This is a genomic window from Curtobacterium sp. MCBA15_013, from assembly GCF_001865095.1.
In the GTDB taxonomy this organism is placed as follows: Bacteria; Actinomycetota; Actinomycetes; order Actinomycetales; family Microbacteriaceae; genus Curtobacterium.
Genome location: NZ_MJGQ01000045.1, coordinates 1 through 16,196, shown reverse-complemented (window position 1 = coordinate 16,196; position 16,196 = coordinate 1). Strand labels below are relative to the sequence as shown.

At 66.1% G+C, this 16,196-nt stretch carries 18 protein-coding genes; 7 read left to right on the top strand and 11 right to left on the bottom strand.

The features are described from left to right. Positions 1-130 precede the first annotated feature (130 nt). The 6 genes from BIV01_RS13965 to BIV01_RS13940 form a co-directional block, all read right to left on the bottom strand. Positions 131-919, bottom strand: a complete 789-nt coding sequence (locus tag BIV01_RS13965; RefSeq protein ID WP_071303233.1) for an SDR family NAD(P)-dependent oxidoreductase — start codon at positions 917-919, stop codon at positions 131-133. Positions 920-998: 79 nt separating this feature from the next. Then, entirely contained in the window at positions 999-1,850 is an 852-nt protein-coding gene (locus BIV01_RS13960) for a sugar phosphate isomerase/epimerase family protein (RefSeq protein ID WP_071303232.1), read from the bottom strand. Between the two features lie 51 nt (positions 1,851-1,901). Further along, positions 1,902-3,314, bottom strand: coding sequence for an MFS transporter (locus BIV01_RS13955; RefSeq protein ID WP_071303231.1), 1,413 nt, complete (start codon positions 3,312-3,314; stop codon positions 1,902-1,904). A 109-nt stretch (positions 3,315-3,423) separates the two neighbouring features. Beyond that, entirely contained in the window at positions 3,424-4,221 is a 798-nt protein-coding gene (locus BIV01_RS13950) for an IclR family transcriptional regulator (RefSeq protein WP_071303230.1), read from the bottom strand. Between the two features lie 113 nt (positions 4,222-4,334). Next, positions 4,335-4,937: an AAA family ATPase gene (locus BIV01_RS13945; RefSeq protein ID WP_071303229.1), complete on the bottom strand. Its 603-nt coding sequence runs from the start codon at positions 4,935-4,937 to the stop codon at positions 4,335-4,337. Then, positions 4,934-5,626 (bottom strand): bifunctional 4-hydroxy-2-oxoglutarate aldolase/2-dehydro-3-deoxy-phosphogluconate aldolase, encoded by a 693-nt coding sequence (locus BIV01_RS13940; protein WP_254791845.1) that lies wholly within the window; start codon positions 5,624-5,626, stop codon positions 4,934-4,936. Before BIV01_RS13940 ends, BIV01_RS13945 begins: the two co-directional genes overlap by 4 nt. A 124-nt stretch (positions 5,627-5,750) precedes the next feature. Here BIV01_RS13940 and BIV01_RS13935 point away from each other — a divergent pair, with 124 nt between their 5' ends. The 7 genes from BIV01_RS13935 (at position 5,751) to BIV01_RS13905 (ending at position 11,769) form a co-directional block, all read left to right on the top strand. Further along, complete coding sequence (locus tag BIV01_RS13935) at positions 5,751-6,740, top strand: Gfo/Idh/MocA family protein (RefSeq protein ID WP_083414046.1); 990 nt, start codon at positions 5,751-5,753, stop codon at positions 6,738-6,740. After that, positions 6,733-7,728 carry a LacI family DNA-binding transcriptional regulator gene (locus tag BIV01_RS13930; RefSeq protein ID WP_071303227.1) on the top strand — a complete coding sequence of 332 codons (996 nt, stop codon included), beginning with the start codon at positions 6,733-6,735 and terminating at the stop codon, positions 7,726-7,728. The genes BIV01_RS13935 and BIV01_RS13930 overlap by 8 nt, the downstream gene beginning before the upstream one ends. Continuing rightward, entirely contained in the window at positions 7,725-8,282 is a 558-nt protein-coding gene (locus BIV01_RS13925; protein ID WP_071303226.1) for a VOC family protein, read from the top strand. Before BIV01_RS13930 ends, BIV01_RS13925 begins: the two co-directional genes overlap by 4 nt. Continuing rightward, positions 8,279-9,199, top strand: coding sequence for a sugar phosphate isomerase/epimerase family protein (locus BIV01_RS13920; RefSeq protein WP_071303225.1), 921 nt, complete (start codon positions 8,279-8,281; stop codon positions 9,197-9,199). Before BIV01_RS13925 ends, BIV01_RS13920 begins: the two co-directional genes overlap by 4 nt. Further along, positions 9,196-10,176 carry a Gfo/Idh/MocA family protein gene (locus BIV01_RS13915; RefSeq protein WP_071303224.1) on the top strand — a complete coding sequence of 327 codons (981 nt, stop codon included), beginning with the start codon at positions 9,196-9,198 and terminating at the stop codon, positions 10,174-10,176. The genes BIV01_RS13920 and BIV01_RS13915 overlap by 4 nt, the downstream gene beginning before the upstream one ends. Continuing rightward, positions 10,152-10,925 carry an SDR family NAD(P)-dependent oxidoreductase gene (locus BIV01_RS13910; protein ID WP_071303223.1) on the top strand — a complete coding sequence of 258 codons (774 nt, stop codon included), beginning with the start codon at positions 10,152-10,154 and terminating at the stop codon, positions 10,923-10,925. Before BIV01_RS13915 ends, BIV01_RS13910 begins: the two co-directional genes overlap by 25 nt. A gap of 220 nt (positions 10,926-11,145) precedes the next feature. Next, positions 11,146-11,769: a tetratricopeptide repeat protein gene (locus BIV01_RS13905; RefSeq protein ID WP_071303222.1), complete on the top strand. Its 624-nt coding sequence runs from the start codon at positions 11,146-11,148 to the stop codon at positions 11,767-11,769. Between the two features lie 48 nt (positions 11,770-11,817). Here the strand turns inward: BIV01_RS13905 and BIV01_RS13900 are convergent, their stop codons facing one another. The 5 genes from BIV01_RS13900 to sufB form a co-directional block, all read right to left on the bottom strand. Further along, positions 11,818-12,633: an aldo/keto reductase gene (locus tag BIV01_RS13900; RefSeq protein WP_254791844.1), complete on the bottom strand. Its 816-nt coding sequence runs from the start codon at positions 12,631-12,633 to the stop codon at positions 11,818-11,820. Positions 12,634-12,668: 35 nt separating this feature from the next. Next, a complete protein-coding gene (locus BIV01_RS13895; RefSeq protein ID WP_071303220.1) occupies positions 12,669-13,208 on the bottom strand; it encodes a YbhB/YbcL family Raf kinase inhibitor-like protein in 540 nt (179 codons plus the stop codon). A gap of 28 nt (positions 13,209-13,236) precedes the next feature. Continuing rightward, positions 13,237-14,004, bottom strand: a complete 768-nt coding sequence (gene sufC, locus BIV01_RS13890) for a Fe-S cluster assembly ATPase SufC (RefSeq protein ID WP_071303219.1) — start codon at positions 14,002-14,004, stop codon at positions 13,237-13,239. Positions 14,005-14,024: 20 nt separating this feature from the next. Beyond that, positions 14,025-15,140 carry a Fe-S cluster assembly protein SufD gene (sufD, locus tag BIV01_RS13885; RefSeq protein WP_071303218.1) on the bottom strand — a complete coding sequence of 372 codons (1,116 nt, stop codon included), beginning with the start codon at positions 15,138-15,140 and terminating at the stop codon, positions 14,025-14,027. Beyond that, positions 15,140-16,196, bottom strand: a 1,057-nt coding sequence (gene sufB, locus BIV01_RS13880; protein ID WP_071303217.1) for a Fe-S cluster assembly protein SufB, incomplete at its 5' end; no start/stop codon positions are given. The genes sufB and sufD, both read right to left, overlap by 1 nt.

Genomic DNA, 16,196 nt, shown 5'->3' with positions numbered 1-16,196 from the left:
GTCGCCCCCTCCTGCACTGCTGTCCTGCGAGTGGCCGCCAGTGGACACGACGCATGCATCCCTCGCCGCAGCTTCCCGAGGCCGCTCCTGCAGCCATTCAGTGGTCAGACGCCGCTGGTTTCGGCCCCGATCACTCGGACTTCGGTCGACCCGGGATGTGGCTCAGAATCGACTTCGTGTATCCGCCGTCTACGCAAACGTCCTGGCCGGTGACATAGCCCGCGAGGGGGCTGACAAGGAACTCGATCACGTTGGCGATGTCCATCGGGTCCCCGATTCGGCCCAACGGGATGATCTCCTCGCGAGCCTTCTTGATGGCCGGGTCCAGGTACATCTTTTCCGTCATGCTGGTACGCGTCATACCCGGCGAGACGACGTTGACCCGGATCCCATCGGGCGCCCACTCCAGCGCAAGCGTCTGCGCGAGCAGCGTCAGCGCCGCTTTGGTCGGGCTGTACGGACCCGAGCCGGCGTGCGGGATCTGTCCTGACATGGAAGACGTGAAGCACGCTGCACCACGGCTCTCACGCAGGTAGGGGAAACTTGCCTTCGCCAGGAGCCAAGAGCCGCGCAGGTTGACGTCGAACATGCGGTCCCAGTCCTCCAGGGACACGTCCACAAGCGGCGCCGGATTCGCGACCCCAGCGTTGGCAACGAGCGCGTCGAGGCCGCCAAACTCGGCGACCGTGGTCCCCACCAGCTCTCCCGGGGCTTCGGCACTGCCGAGGTCCCCCGACAGCGCGATTGCCTCGCCACCGATCGCACGGATGGCCTGGACAACTTCTTCCTGTCGAGCGTTGGGCTCCTGTCCAGCGACGGCGATCCGCGGCTGCTCGCCTCGGGCGAGAGCCGCTTCCGCGAGCCGCACCGCTGCTGCTGCGCCGATACCGCTCGTTGCGCCTGTGACCAAAGCTCTCATTACAGTTCCTCCTTGCATGTTCCTCGAGGGGAGATCGCTCGAGGGGTTCGACCGATGACTCGTGGGGCCAACCGGCGCGTCACTCTCGTCGCCCACCCGCGAGCAGGCGCGACGCAATGTCGGTGGCGAGGGGCCAGCCCTCTTCTTCCAGCGCACGGAGTGCGTTCTCGAATTCGGTGAGCGTGTTCTCCTCGCGGATCACTTCGAGCACGACGTTGTCCGTGCCGATCGTCGACGTCACAGCAGTGCCGAGAGCACGCCAGTCGATGATGCCGCTTCCGATGGGATCATGCCCCCACGTGTCCGTGCCGGTGTCGGAGATGTGCATGAGCGCGATGGACTCGTGGTTCGCGAGCAGACCGGCAACGGGGTCTTCACCGTAGTAGGCCGCGTTGGCGACGTCGTAGACGACCTTGAGGGCATCGTCATTCACGGTGCGGACGATTGTCACCAGGTCGTCGATGGTCGGCGCGAAGCAGTAGGGCGTGTTCTCAAACAGAAGGCGGGTACCGGCCTCCTTCGCCAACGGGACAAGGGTCTCCAAGCTCTCGTACATCCACCCGTAGACGTCCTCGAGCGAGGGCGAGATCATCGGTCGCCGGGTACCCGGCGAGATGACGACCTCAGGCACCCCCCATGCGGCGGCCAGGTCGATGACCGAGTTGATGTGCTCGATGCTCTTCCGACGCATGCTCGCACCGGGGCTTGCGAGGTTGATGTCGTACCCGCCGGCGTTCAGCGACCTGATCGCCGCCCCGGCATCGGCGAGTTTCGCCTTGGTCTCGGAACGCTCGGCGGCGGAGATTTCCTCGGGCCAGCAGTGCGGGGAACTGATGGGGACCTCGAAGGTGTTGTACCCGTTGTCGACGAGCTCCGCGATGGCGTCGGTCGCCTTCTTTGACCAGAGGTAGGAGAAAGTGTTGATGATCATGATGATCTCCGTTCAGTTCTGCGCGTGAGGGCGCTGCTTTGGGGCGGGCCGCTAGCGCTTGGTGCTGTTCGATTCCGCAGTGGTGTCAGCGATTCCGGCGGCGCCATCGATGACGGTGATGCTGTCGGTGACGGACACGGTCTTCTGAGGGTTGCGGCTTCCGGTCTCGGGGAGCGTGAAGTACACGACCAGGCAGACGGCAACGATGACGATCATGTAGACCGCGACGAGCATCGGGTGTCCGGAGCCGACGAACGCGGCAGCGATCAGCGGTGCGGTACCACCGAAGATGGCGATGACCAGCTGGTGCGCGAACCCGATGCCGGAGACGCGGACGGCCGCCGGGAAGAGCTCCGCCTGAATAGTCGGGTAGACGGCCTGCCAGATGCCGAGGACAACCCATCCGGATGCCGCAACGATGATGTACGTGCCGAAGCCGGGGACGTTCAGCAGCAGCAAGAGTGGGTAGAAGAGCACGATCATGCCGATGGCGCCGATGATCGGGAAGATCTTTCGACGCCCGAGGCGGTCGGACACGTAGCCCGTCACCGGGACGATGATCACCAGGAGGACCAGACCGATGACACTTCCCACGAGTGTCGAGGAGAGGTCCCGACCGGAGGTGAGGTTGGCGTAGGTCGGCAGGAACGTCGCCCACGTGTAGTAGGCCACGGCGGGCGCTGACAGGGCGGCGGTCTGGATGATCGCCTTGGGGTGATTCCGCAGCAGCTCGAGCAGCTTCTTCGGCGCGGACTTCTGGTCGACAGTGGCGCTCGCTTCGAACTCCGGGGATTCGTCGGACCGGGCCCGCATGATGAGGCCGATGACGCCGATGATGCCGCCGAAGATGAACGGGAAACGCCATCCGTAGGAGGCGAGTGCGTCGGGGTCGAATGCCGACGTGACGATCGCGGCGGCGCCGGTTGCTGCGAGGGTGGCGAGTCCGCTGGCGAGGTTGGTGAACGATCCGAAGAGACCGCGCCGCTTCGCGGGGGCATGTTCGACGAGGTACGCGATGGCGCTCTGTCCTTCGCTGCCCGCGGAGATGCCCTGCAGAATACGGGCGACGACGAACATGATGGGCGCGAGGATGCCGACACTTGCGTACGGAGGCGTCAGGCCGATGATCAGGGCGCCGAGCGCCATCCCTGAGATGCCGAGCGCCATGATGCGGCGTCGTCCATATCGGTCAGCGATCGGGGAGATGATGATGCCGCTGAGCGGGCGGACGACGAAACCGATCGCGTACGTCAGGAACGCCGCGATGAGGGACGCGAATTGTGAGTGGCTGGGGAAGATCTGGGACGAGAAGACGGCCGCGAGGAGGCCGTAGATGTACCAGTCGTACCACTCGACGAAGTGTCCGACGGTGCCGGCGACGAGGTTCTTCGTGCGGCCCTTGTGCTCGAGGGGGTTCGCGCCATCCGGCGCTGTCGCGTCGGACACAGGTCGTGAGGTCGTCATTGAGCTCTCCTTTGTTTTTGGGCGCAGAGAAGTGCGGCAGCGCCCTGCTCGGGTCGGTGAATCTGCTGGAGGGTAGGCAGTCGCCAGAGGGTTGGCGGCCGAGGGGGACCTACGCGGACAGCTCCGCGTCGGCAGCAAGGTAGGCGAAGCTTGGCCAGCTGCGTGCGATGTCGGCAGCTGCGCTCAAGAGAAGCGGCGAGAAGTCGGCCATCTGAGCCCGGGTCATCCGGACAGAGGGGCCGGCGATGCTGATCGTTCCCGTAGCCTCGGCGCCTCGACCGGCGCCGAAGATGGGGGCGGCAACAGCGTTGATGCCAAGGTCCATCTCCTCGAACGTCGTCGCATATCCGCGATGACGGACCTCGTCGAGTTCGAGGAGTAGCGACGACCGGTCAAGCGGTGACCGTGGCGTGGAGCTGAGTTCGCCCTCACGGTCGAGGATTGCTTCGACGCGCTCCGGGGAGAGCGTGGCGAGCCATGCCTTCCCGGAGGCGGTCGCATGCGGGACGGCGTCCTGACCCATGACAGGGTCGAGTCGCAACGACGAGTTGGAGCCTTGCGCCTTCGCGATCCACTGCAGTGAGTCATTGGTTGCAACTGCGAGGCGGACCAATTCTTCGCACTCCGCAGCGAGCGAATCCAGCGCCCGCTGCGCCCAGGTGCCCACTCCCGACGATGAGAGCTGCCGAAGGCCGAGAGCACCGAGGCTGTGCGTTGCGAAGTAGCTCGACGTGCGCGGGTCCTGGTTGACGTAGCCGGTGTCGACCAGGACGGCGAGGAGGCGGTGAGCGATGGCCTTGTTGATGCCAAGGCGCTCTGCCACCTCTGAGACCCTTCGGCCTTCGGGGTGCGGTGCCAGCATCTCGAGCACGTGCATCGCGTTCGCGACGTCATCGGCTAGCGCCATGAGTTCATCTCCTCGCCATCGTGGATCTGTAACCGCGTTACCAGTAACGCTGTTACGAACGATCACATGGGCTCACCCGAATGTCAACAAGCAATTCCGACGCGCGGGTTCCGTCACAGCGGGCGAGCCAGATCGGACTGCACCAGGTCACGTAACGCTGCGAATGCCGATTCGTCATCGTTGCGGACCACATCGTGGTCGCCGGTGCTCCAGCTGCAGCTGAGAACACCGAAGCGATTCCAGTACTCGTCCCAGTCGTCCAGCTTGACGCGGTCACGGTCGTTGCCGCGATCGATCAGCCGCTGTCGGACGACATCGGGTGATGTCTGCACATGGATCACGCGAATGCGGACGTCGGGCCAGACGGCCGCTTCCGTGGACCGTCGCAGGAAGTCGGCGTCGTCGAGGTACGCCACGAACGGTGCGTCGAGGACGACGGAGTGTCCGAGTTCGAGGTTCCGGCCAGCAGCCGCGAACAGCGTTTCGTACTCCGCTGGCATGACCCGTTCGAGGTAGAGCGCGTTGGATTCGCGGTCCGACGGGTTTTGACCGTACGCCTCCAGCGCGACCCGCACCAACGGTCCGGCGATCGTGTCCTTGTCGAGGTAGACCGCCCCAGTGAGGGCGCTGAGGTGTTTCGACAGCGTCGACTTCCCCGACCCTGCTCCACCGAGGGTGATGTACGCGACGGGGCGAGCGCGATCCGGAGCCGTCACCGGTCGACTCGTGCGATGGCGGCCACGAACTCTTCCGCTGCGGCCATCACCTTGCCCAGGTCACCGTCGGCTCGACCTGCCTTCGTGATGGCGCTTCCGACGCCCACTGCCGCGACTCCAGCAGCGAACCAGTCGCCAACGTTCGCGGTCGTGACGCCGCCGGCAGGCAGGATCGGGATCTGCGCAAGCGGGGCCAGGAGCGCCTTGGTGTACGGGATGCCGCCGGCCTCCGTCGGGAAAAGCTTGACGATGTCGGCGCCTGCCTCAGCCGAGTTCAGGATCTCAGTCGGGGTGTACGCACCGCTGACCGTGGCGATCTGGTACCGGTTCGCGACGCGGAGCATCTCCGGGTTGAGGTTCGGGCTGACAAGGAACTGCGCTCCCGCTTGGATGCTCGCCCATGCCGCGTGCCCATCGAGGACCGTGCCGGCACCGAAGATGACTTCGTCGTCAGCGAAACGCTCGGTCAGCCGCTGGATGACCCCGAGTGCGCCGGGGATCGACAGAGTGATCTCGAGTGCGCGGATGCCGCCAGCGACCGCGGCAGAAGCCACGTCGAAGGCTTCCTCGGCGGTGTCGAGTCGGACGATGAGCACGTTGCCGGAGTCGCGGATGGTGTTGAGGACGTCAAGTTTCTGGAACATGACACTGATGGATACACCACTTTTCCGGCGTTCGCGAGCGTTCATTTCTGCTCGTTGACACCTCGCGGCGGCGTGTGGCACCCTGTTCTGCAATCGATCTCAGCAATCGATCTCATCCGAGGGCTGAAGCGATGCCACCATCCGCGACGAGGCAGAGGAGCCATCGATCATGCAGCGCTTCGATCCGATCCGGCGGCCGTCGGCGGTCGTGCTGGGTGCTGCGCACTGGCACGCGCCGCTCTACCGCGCGGGACTCGCACGACGCTTCACGGTAATCGCCGTGCAAGACGCCAACATCGACGCTGCCCGCGCATACGCAGCGCCATTGGACGCACCGGCGATGACCAGCGTCGATGACGCTCTGGCAGCAGGCCACGTGGATGTCGCCTTCGTCTTCAGTCCCCACGACGAGATGCTTGCGGTCAGCTGGACCCTCATTGGCCAGCGCACCCCATTCGTGATCGAGAAGCCTGCCGGCCTCCATGTTGACGACGTCCGAGAGATTGCGGCCGCCGCGCGCCGGTCCGACGTTCCCGTGACAGTGCCGCTGGTACAACGAGGCGCCCCCGTGGACACCTGGCTCCGGCAGGCCGGCGAGATCGCGTACGAACGCATGGCGTTCATTGCAGGACCGCCCGCCCGGTACGAGCACAACGGTAATCCGTGGATGCTCGAGCTGGCTCGGTCAGGTGGCGGGAGCCTGATGAACCTCGGACCTCATTTCGTTGACATGACAGTGCAGCACATCGGTCGTCCGGACAACGTCGTCCGTCGGCAGTCCGCGTCCCTCCACCACACGGAAGTGGACGACCACGCGACGATGGTGCTGAGCACCAAGGATGGACGCGAGGCGATCGTCGAAGTCGGCTACGCGTTTCCCGAGTCACCGCTGAAGCGCTACTGCAGCTTCACCGCCGCCGGGTCGGACGGATTCGCCTCCGTGGACACGAACGGTGCCGCAAGCTTCACCGACAACGACGGCAACACTCGAACTGCGACCCTCAACGTCGACAGTGACCCGCTGTACGACGTTTTCGTCACCGCGGTCGCTGACACGCTGGCAGATGGTTTCGCAGGTCTGACGACGCTCGCGGAACTCCTCACCACGATGGCGATCATCTGGGGCCCGGAAGGTGAACTCGAGGTCACTCATGTCTGATGTCAGCATCGACGACGTCGCTGACGCCGCAGGCGTCCACCGGTCAACAGTGTCGCGCGCCTTCTCAAAGCCGGAAGCCGTTCGCGCAAGCACCCGCGAGCACGTGCTCCGTATCGCCGCCGACCTCGGCTACTCGGTGAACCCCCTCGCGCAAGCACTCCGCCGACGCTCCAGCAATCTCGTACCCCTCATCGTCCCGGACATCACCAACCCATTTTTTGCGGAGCTTGCTCGATCAACAGCCGCCGCTGCCGAAGCGCAGGGGTACCAGCTGATGCTCTGCATCACCGGTGGTGACACCGGACAAACCGCCAACTATCTCACCGCGATGCACTCCATGTACTCCCCGTTCGGTGTGGTCGCCCCATCAACACGCGTCGACCTCGAAGCGCTCCGCCGCTACGCATTCCAGAACCGCGTCGTCGTCATCGACCGTGTCGAAGACGATCCGACGGTGCCGACCGTGACCGTCGACAGTGCGCACGGCATCGAGCTCGCGTTCGACCATCTCCGTGGTCTCGGCCACACCGCGATCGCATACGCGCCGGGGATCATCGGCACCTACACCGCGCACGATCGGCGAGACGCATACCGACACGCTGCCAACCGGCACGGCCTCTCCCCAGTCATCCTCGAGGCCGCAGGAGGAATGGAAGTGGGCCCAGGCATCGTGGACCACTGGTTACGCGAGCCGGTGCGGCCGACCGCGGTGATCGCATCGAACGACGCCATAGCGTTCTCGGTCATCTCCGAGCTCAGCACCCGTGGCTTCTCAGTTCCCAGGGACCTCTCTGTCATCGGCTTCGACGGTCTCGATCTCGGCGCACAGTTCAACCCCCGACTTACCAGCGTCCGCCAACCCATCACTGACCTCGGCCGTATCGCCATCGACCTCGGCGAAGCACTCATCGCCGGCGACCCGCCGGACCACGTCGTCCTCGAGCCGTCGCTTCTCATCCGCTCCTCCACGCAGAAACTGCACCCATGAACGAAACCATCGACCGCCTCCCCGGCATCCAGCACGTGGACCACGTCGCCTTCACCGTCCCAGACCTTGAGGCCGCAGCCCGCCTCTTCACCCTGCTCGGCGCAGAAGAGCTCTACCGGTCCACGAGAGGTCCCGACCCCGCGGTGATGCCGGAGCACTTCGGCGTGCCAGCAGACGCACACCTGGAACTGCGGATGTTCCGCCTGCCGCCGAACCTCAACGTCGAGCTCTTCCAGTGGTGGAGCGCAGATCGCTCTCTCACGTTCCCCCGCGCAAGCGACGCCGGCGGCCATCACCTCTGCTTCGTCGTCGACGATGTCGACGACGTCGTCACCGCCATCGGCCGCTTCGAGGGCGTGACGATCCTCGGGCACCGCAAGGAGGTTGCCGGTGACAGCCCCGCGGTGGCCGGGAACCGCTGGGTATATGCCCGGACCGACTGGGGACTCATCCTCGAGTTCGTCGACCGCTCACGGGTGCAGGACCCTCCACGCCTGGTCGGACCAGCCGACTGGACGACGCCGACCATCACGACCACGAAGGACCTCCCATGAAGATCGCCGGCCACACGCTCGGCACGCCCGACCAGACCGTTCCCGAAGCACTCCGGCTGTTCCGCCGCGCCGGCCTGGACGCCGCCGAGGTCATCTACCAGGACGGCTACCGGAGCGGCCTGCCGGTCCGTGACGCGGCTGCCGCGGCCGAGGCGGCTCGGGTCGCGGACGGGGAGGGGATCCCGATCGTCGGGCTCACCCCGTACACGACCGCGATCAACGCCACCGACGAGCGCGTCCGCAGCGACGCGGTGGACGAACTGCGATCGGCGATCGACACCGCGCACGCGATCGGTGCGAACCGTGTGCGCGTGTACTCCGGAGCGTGGCAGCCGGACCAGCAGGACCACGCGGCGCACTGGTCGCAGCTCGTCCGCTCCTTCCAGGACCTCGCCGGCCCGGCCGCCGATGCCGGTGTCGTGCTCTGCGCCGAGAACCACTTCGGCACGATGACCCAGACCGCCCGGGACACGGCCGCCCTCGTCCGCGCGGTCGGCTCGCCCGCCGTCCGGGTCCTCTACGACCAGGCGAACCTCACCTTCACCCACGACGAGGACGTCGACGCGGCGTTCGCCGTGCAGGGGGACCTCATCGGCCACGTGCACGTCAAGGACCTCGTGTTCAAGGACCCGAACGCTCCGTTCGTCGCCTCGGAGACGGCCCGGGTGCACGCCGAGGAGCGCGCCGTCACGTCGCGCGTCGTCGGCGACGGTTCGCTCGCCTGGTCGCGGATCCTCCGACGCCTGCGCGAGGTCGGCTACGACGACGTGCTCTCCCTCGAGTACGAGTACCGGTGGCACCCGCAGGACCTCGACGACCCGGAGACCGGGTTCCGGCGGGGCGCCGACCACCTGCGGAACCTCCTGCTCCAGCTCGACCTGCACGAGGCCGACCAGGGCGCCGGGGTCCGCTCGTGAACGCGCTCCGCATCGGCGTGGTCGGTGCCGGCAACATCGCCAGCATCGCGCAGCTGCCGACCCTCGTGCAGCGTGACGACGTCGAGCTGCGCGCGCTGGTGTCGCGGCGCGACGACCCGAGCGCCCTGCAGCGGCGGTGGGGGTTCCGAGCGGTGTACCGCAGTGTCGACGAGATGCTCGCGGCCGAGACGCTCGACGCGGTCTTCGTCCTCACCCCGCGCTCCGAGCACGTCGCCGCCGTCGAGAGCGCGCTCCGTGCCGGTGTCGACGTGTTCTGCGAGAAGCCCCTCGCCACCTCCGCCGCCGACTCGGTCCGCCTCGCCGAACTCGCCGACGAGCACGGTCGGGTCCTCATGGTCGGGCTCAACCGACGCTTCGCCCCGGTCTACGTCGCCGCGCGCGAGGCGTTCGGGGAGTCGGGCGCGTCGTTCTGCGTCGCGCAGAAGAACCGCGCCGGCTCGGAGTACCGGGCGACCTTCGAGAACGCCATCCACATGGTGGACCTGCTCCGGTGGTTCTGCGGCGGGGACGTCGTCGACGTGACGGCGGCGGCCGCCGGGACGGACCAGTGGGAGGAGGACGGCACCGCGGCACTCGTCCGGTTCTCGACCGGGAACACCGGCGTTCTCGTGGCGGCTCGTGCCGCCGGCGCCTGGGGCGAGAAGCTCGACGCGTACGGACAGATGCGCTCCGCCGAGGTCATCGCGCCGGACTCCGTCGCGGTGACCGTCGACGGCGTCCGCACGGTGCGTTCGATGAGTCCCGAGGCGTTCGGCTGGGCGACGGCGACCGAGAGCTTCGGCTTCGCCGACGCCGTCCGCCACTTCCTCGACCGCGTCCACGACCGGCAGCAACCCCTCACCTCCGGGTGGGAAGCAGTGAAGACCCAACAACTCCTCGATCGGATCCTCGCCGCGGCAGGGCTGCCGACCGAGGAACAGGAAGGACGCACATGGTCCAGCAGAGCGAAGCAGTAGCAGCAACGGCGGACCGCCAGATCGCGCTCGTCACCGGCTCGAGCGGCGGGATCGGCGCCGCCGTGGTCACCGCACTCCGTGCTCGCGGCGACCTCGTCGTCGGAGCAGACCGCGCCCCGCTCGACGGCCAAGAAATCGACGGGTTCCTCGAGCTCGACGTCACCGACGAGCAGCGCACCGCGGACGTCGTCCGACAGGTCGTCGCCGAGCACGGCCGCATCGACGTGCTCGTGCACGCCGCGGGCGTACTCGGCGGGACCCCGGACCCACTCGTCACGACGACCGAGGAGTTCGAGCGCATCATGCGCATCAACGCCACCGGGACGTTCACCATCACGCGCGAAGTCGCGAACACGATGCGCGACGCCGGGACCGCCGGCACCATCCTGCTGCTGTCGTCGGTGGCCGCGAAGGAAGCTCGGGTGGACTACCTGCCCTACAACGCCAGCAAGATCGCGGTGCTCCACATCATGTGGTCGATGGCGAAGATCCTCGGCCCGGCGGGCATCTCGGTCAACGCCGTCAACCCCGGACCGGTGAACACCCCGCTCTGGTCGCAGCTCGCCGACCAGTCGGGGTCCGCGCAGGCCGCTCGCGACGCCCGCGCCGCCCAGCTGCCGATGCAGCGGTTCGCCGAGCCCGACGAGGTCGCCAGCGCCATCACCTTCCTCACCGACCGGGCGAACCGGTACGTCACGGGGGTCTCCCTGGACGTCGCCGGCGGCGCGCACCTCGGCATGGGAACGTGACTGTTTGAGCTCGACGGGATGCGTTGGTGAGGAACCCGTCGCGTGATCGGTACGCCCCGTGCTGATCGCATCGAGTGGAGCCTCCGCTGTGGAGGCTCCACTCGACATCTTTGCGTAGGGCTGGCCGCACCCCATTGTCACGGTTTTCCGCACCACCGCCGGATTTTCCCGACCGACCTTTATCGTTGAAAGGTTCGCACCCGGTAGGCCGAGGAGTTCCATGGATGACGACCTGAAAAGCATCGTTTCGAGCGGTTGGGAAGCGTACCGTGCCGATCGGCATGGGGATGCGCAGGCGATCTTCGAGCGAGCGCTGTGCCTCGACAGCGACAATGTCGATGCTTGGCTCGGACTCGGACGAACTCACCGATTGCAGGGGCACTTCGATCAGGCGGTTTACGCATTCACGCATGCGCACCGCGTGGCACCGGAAGCCGCTCGCCCGCTATGTGAGCGCGGCGCGATACTGATCTTGCAGGGCCAGTACCGCGAGAGTCTCGCCGACTACGAACACGCTCGGACGGTGGAACCGGAGTACCCGCCGCTGGACTCGTACTTCGCGGAGATCTACCTGTACTTGGATGAGCCGGTGGAGGCGCTTCGTGCCGCGGTGAAGGGGCTGTCGGGCGACAGCCTCATGTGTCGGGCGAACGTCGCTCATGCGCTCCTGGCGATGGGAGACGCCGAGGACGCCATCGCGATCTACCAGGCACTTGCACCGGTAACTCATCCTGGGAAGCAGCGCAGCATGCGTTCGGTGCTTTTGAACGATTTCCGGCTGCTCGACGAAGCGGGTATCCGGTGGCCGGCGATGTCAGAAGCGGTCGCGGCCCTCACTACTTGACGGGCACGGTCCGGGCTCCTGGATGCCGCCCGGACCGTGCCCAGTGGCTCATTCGCCGAGAACGCCTGCCATCTCCTTCGGGTATTCCGGGAGACCGTCAGTTCGAAGCGCGCTGATCTGCTCCATCTCGTCATCCGAGAGGGTGAAGTCGAACACCTCGACGTTCTCTCGAATGCGTGCTGGTGTTGCTGACTTCGGGATGACGATGCGCTGTTGCTGCAGGTGCCATCGCAGCACCACTTGCGCTGCGGACCGGTTGTGCCGAGCAGCGATCGTGGCGATGATCGGCTCGCTGAGCAGCGTCGTCTTCGGTGCGAGAGGTGCCCATGCGGCGACTATGGCGCCGCGCAGCGTTGTCGCTTGACCGGTTTCCGTCTGCTGGACGTACGGGTTCCATTGGATCTGGTTGACCGCCGGAGTGACGCCGGTTGCATCGACGATCCGTCGCAGATGCGTGGGCTGAAAGTTGGACACTCCAATGGAGCGAACCTTCCCGGCGTCGCGCAGCTTCGTCAACGCCACCCACGCGTTGATGTACTCGCCGTTGGCTGGCATCGGCCAGTGGATGAGTGCCAGGTCGACGTAGTCCGTCCGGAGTCGACGCAGTGAAGCTTCCATCGCTTCCCGGGTCGCGGTGAGACCGTGGGCGTCGTTCGGGATCTTCGTCGTGATGAACAGTTCGTCACGGGATGCGGGAAGGTCGCGGATGGCGCGCCCGACGCCTTCTTCGTTCTCGTACGCCGCTGCGGTGTCGAAGTGCCGATAGCCGGCGTAGAACGCCGCGGCGATCGCCGGGCGGACTTCGTCAGACCCCATGGGCCAGGTACCCAGTCCGAGCTGCGGAATCGACTGGCCGTCGTTCAAGATGGCTGAGGGGACTGCTTCCCCGCTTTGGTGCGTCATGCGTTGGTCTCCGCGGTGGCGGTGATCGTCGCCCGACCGATGGTGTGGCCAGACATGACGAAGCCGAGGTACGCAGGGGTCGCGTCTGCGGGTACGTCGACGTGTTCGACGTCGAGTGCCCAGACGGTGAAGACGTATCGGTGCGCTCCGTGTCCGGCCGGTGGGGCGGCGCCGATGTAGTGGGCGACCCCGGCGTCGGTGCGCAACTGTGTGGCGGAGGCCGGCAGCACGTCGGAGTCCTTCGCGCCGGCGCCGACGGGGATCGTGGTCACGGTCGCGGGCACGTTCATCACAGCCCAGTGCCAGAAACCGGAACCGGTGGGGGCGTCCGGGTCGTACGCGGTGATCGCGTAGCTTCGGGTGCCCTCGGGCGCGTTCGACCAGGTCAAGTCCGGGGAGAGGTCCTGCCCGCCAGGCACTCCGAACAATGCTGAGCGGTGCGCAGCGGCGAGTGGCTCGCCCTCGGCGATAGTGGAACTGGTGAGGGTGAACGATGGCACGTCGGGGAGGCCAGCGAATGGGTTGTTGCGGGTCATGTTCGTTCCTTGTTGAGGATGAGGGGTCTCAAATGGCAGATACGGCAGCGGTGACGTAGCGGTCGTAGCCGTCCTGTTCGAGGCGGTCGGCGAGTTCCGGTCCACCTTCGTCGGCGACCTTCCCGGCGACGAAGACGTGCACATGGGTGGGGCGGATGTACTGCAGGATCCGCGTGTAGTGCGTGATCAACAGAACCCCCATGTCGTTCGCGTCCTTCGCACGATTCACGCCGGCGGACACGATCTTCAACGCGTCGACGTCGAGTCCGGAATCGGTTTCGTCGAGTGTGGCGAACTTGGGACGCAGCAGTTCCAGCTGCATGATCTCGTGGCGCTTCTTCTCGCCGCCGGAGAACCCTTCGTTGACGTTGCGTTCGGCGAACGCGGCGTCCATCTGCAGGTTCCGCATCGCTTCGCGCATCGTGCCGATCCACTGCCGCAGCGCCGGTGCTTCCCCGTCGATCGCTGTTCTTGCGGTGCGGAGGAACGAAGACACGGTGACGCCCGGGATCTCCGACGGGTATTGCATGGCTAGGAACAGGCCGGCGCGTGCTCGCTCGTCGACACTCATCTGGAGGACATCGACCCCGTCGAGGGTGATGCTCCCGGAGTCGACGTTGTAGCGCGGGTGTCCGGCAATGGTGGATGCGAGGGTGGACTTCCCGGACCCGTTCGGGCCCATAACAGCGTGGGTTTCACCGCTACGGATGGTGAGGTCAACGCCACGGAGGATCGATTTGGTTCCCTGCTCGGTTTCAATGGAGACGTGCAGGTCGCGGATAGCGAGAGTCGGCATGGTTCTTTCTCCGTCGTCGGTCAGTCAGTGAGTTCGCGGTCGAGTTCCGCTGCGAGATGCTCTTCGACAGCGGGCACGCCGATCTTCTGCAGCATCGCCATGAGGAAGCCGCGGACGACCAGTCGGATTGCGTCTGCTTCCGGGATGCCTCGTGCTTGCAGGTAGAAGAGCTGGTCATCGTCGAAGCGGGCCGTGGCGGAGGCGTGGCCTGCGCCGATGATGTCCCCGCATTGAATCTCGAGGTTCGGGATGCTGTCGGCTCGCGTCCCTTCGGTGAGCACGAGGTTGCGGTTCTGCTCGTACGAATCGGTGCCGATCGCGTCCGGGCTGATCAGCGCGTCGCCGATCCAGACGGTGTGGGCACCTCTTCCTTGCAGCGCCCCCTTGTAGGTGACGTCGCTGGTGGTGTTCCGAGCATCGTGGTTGACGTACACCTGGTGTTCGATGTGCTGCCCTGCGTCGGCGAAGTACAGCCCGAACATCTCTGCGGTGCTGCCATCGCCGGTGAGGTGCGCTGACGGGTTGATGCGGATGACGTCGCCGCCAAACGTGACGGCGATGTGCCGCAGGTGCGCGTCGCGGCCAACGTCGGCAAAGTGCGCTGCTGCGTGCAGCGCATCCGCATCCCACTCCTGTGCGGTGAGCACGGTGAGGTGGGCGTTGTCACCGACGAGGATCTCGACGTTCTCCGTCAGTGTTGCTGGACCGGTGTTGTTGACGACGATGGTGCCGGTCGCACCGGGCTCCGCGACGATGATGGTGTGCGCTGCGGCCGCGTCAGTGCCGAACGTCCGGCCGAGGATGAGTTGCTCGGCCGTATCGGTGGCGCGAACGGTGATGACCAGCGTGGCGTCTCGCGCCGCCCACGCAGCCGCGGATGCGCGGTCTTCTGGAGTCCCGGCTGCGCCAACGAGGGGGTCGTCGTGGCGTCCCCAGCGGAGGGTGATTCCGTCGCTGTGGTTCACGTCGAGGGGGTAGCGTGCACCGTTCAGCTGGCCGGTCAGCAGTGGCTGCAGTTTAGCCAGCGGCGTGTACTTCCAGTTCACCTCCCGCCCGCTCGGCATCGGGAAGTCGCTGAGATCTGTTGATGCCAGTCGAGCGGACCGGGTTTGCACGGGTACTGCGGTGGCGGTCATCAGCCGACGGATCCTTCCATGCTCATCTCGATGAGCTTGTTGAGTTCGAGTGCGTACTCCATCGGGAGCTCGCGGGCGATGGGCTCGATGAAGCCGCGGACGATCATCGCCATCGCCTCGTCCTCGGCCATGCCGCGGGACATCAGGTAGAAGAGCTGTTCCTCGCTGACGCGGGAGACCGTGGCCTCGTGGCCGAGCTGGACGTCGTCGACGCGGATGTCGATCGCCGGGTACGTGTCGCTCCGGCTGATCGTGTCCACCAGCAGCGCGTCGCACCGCACGGTGTTCGCCGCGTGGTGGGCTGCCGGGTCGACCCGGACCTCACCGCGGTAGCCGGCGCGGCCACCGCCACGGGCGATCGACTTCGAGACGATCGAGGACGTCGTGTACGGCGCCATGTGGATCATCTTCGCGCCGGCGTCCTGGTGCTGGCCGGGGCCGGCGAAGGCGACGGAGAGCGTCTCGCCCTTGGCGTGCTCACCGGCGAGGTAGATCGACGGGTACTTCATCGTCACCTTGGAGCCGATGTTGCCGTCGATCCACTCCATGGTCGCGCCCTCGTGCGCGATCGCACGCTTGGTGACGAGGTTGTAGACGTTGTTCGACCAGTTCTGGATCGTCGTGTACCGCACGCGGGCGTTCTTCTTCACGATGATCTCGACGACGGCCGAGTGCAGGGAGTCCGACTTGTAGATCGGGGCGGTGCAGCCCTCGATGTAGTGGACGTAGGAGTCCTCGTCCGCGATGATCAGCGTCCGCTCGAACTGGCCCATGTTCTCGGTGTTGATGCGGAAGTAGGCCTGCAGCGGGATCTCGACGTGGACGCCCTTCGGGACGTAGACGAACGAGCCGCCGGACCACACGGCCGTGTTCAGCGCGGCGAACTTGTTGTCGCCGGCCGGGATCACGGTGCCGAAGTACTCCTGGAAGATCTCGGGGTGCTCGCGGAGCGCCGTGTCGGTGTCCATGAAGATGACACCCTGCTGCTCCAGGTCCTCACGGATCTGGTGGTAGACCACCTCGGACTCGTACTGGGCGGCGACGCCGGCGACGAGG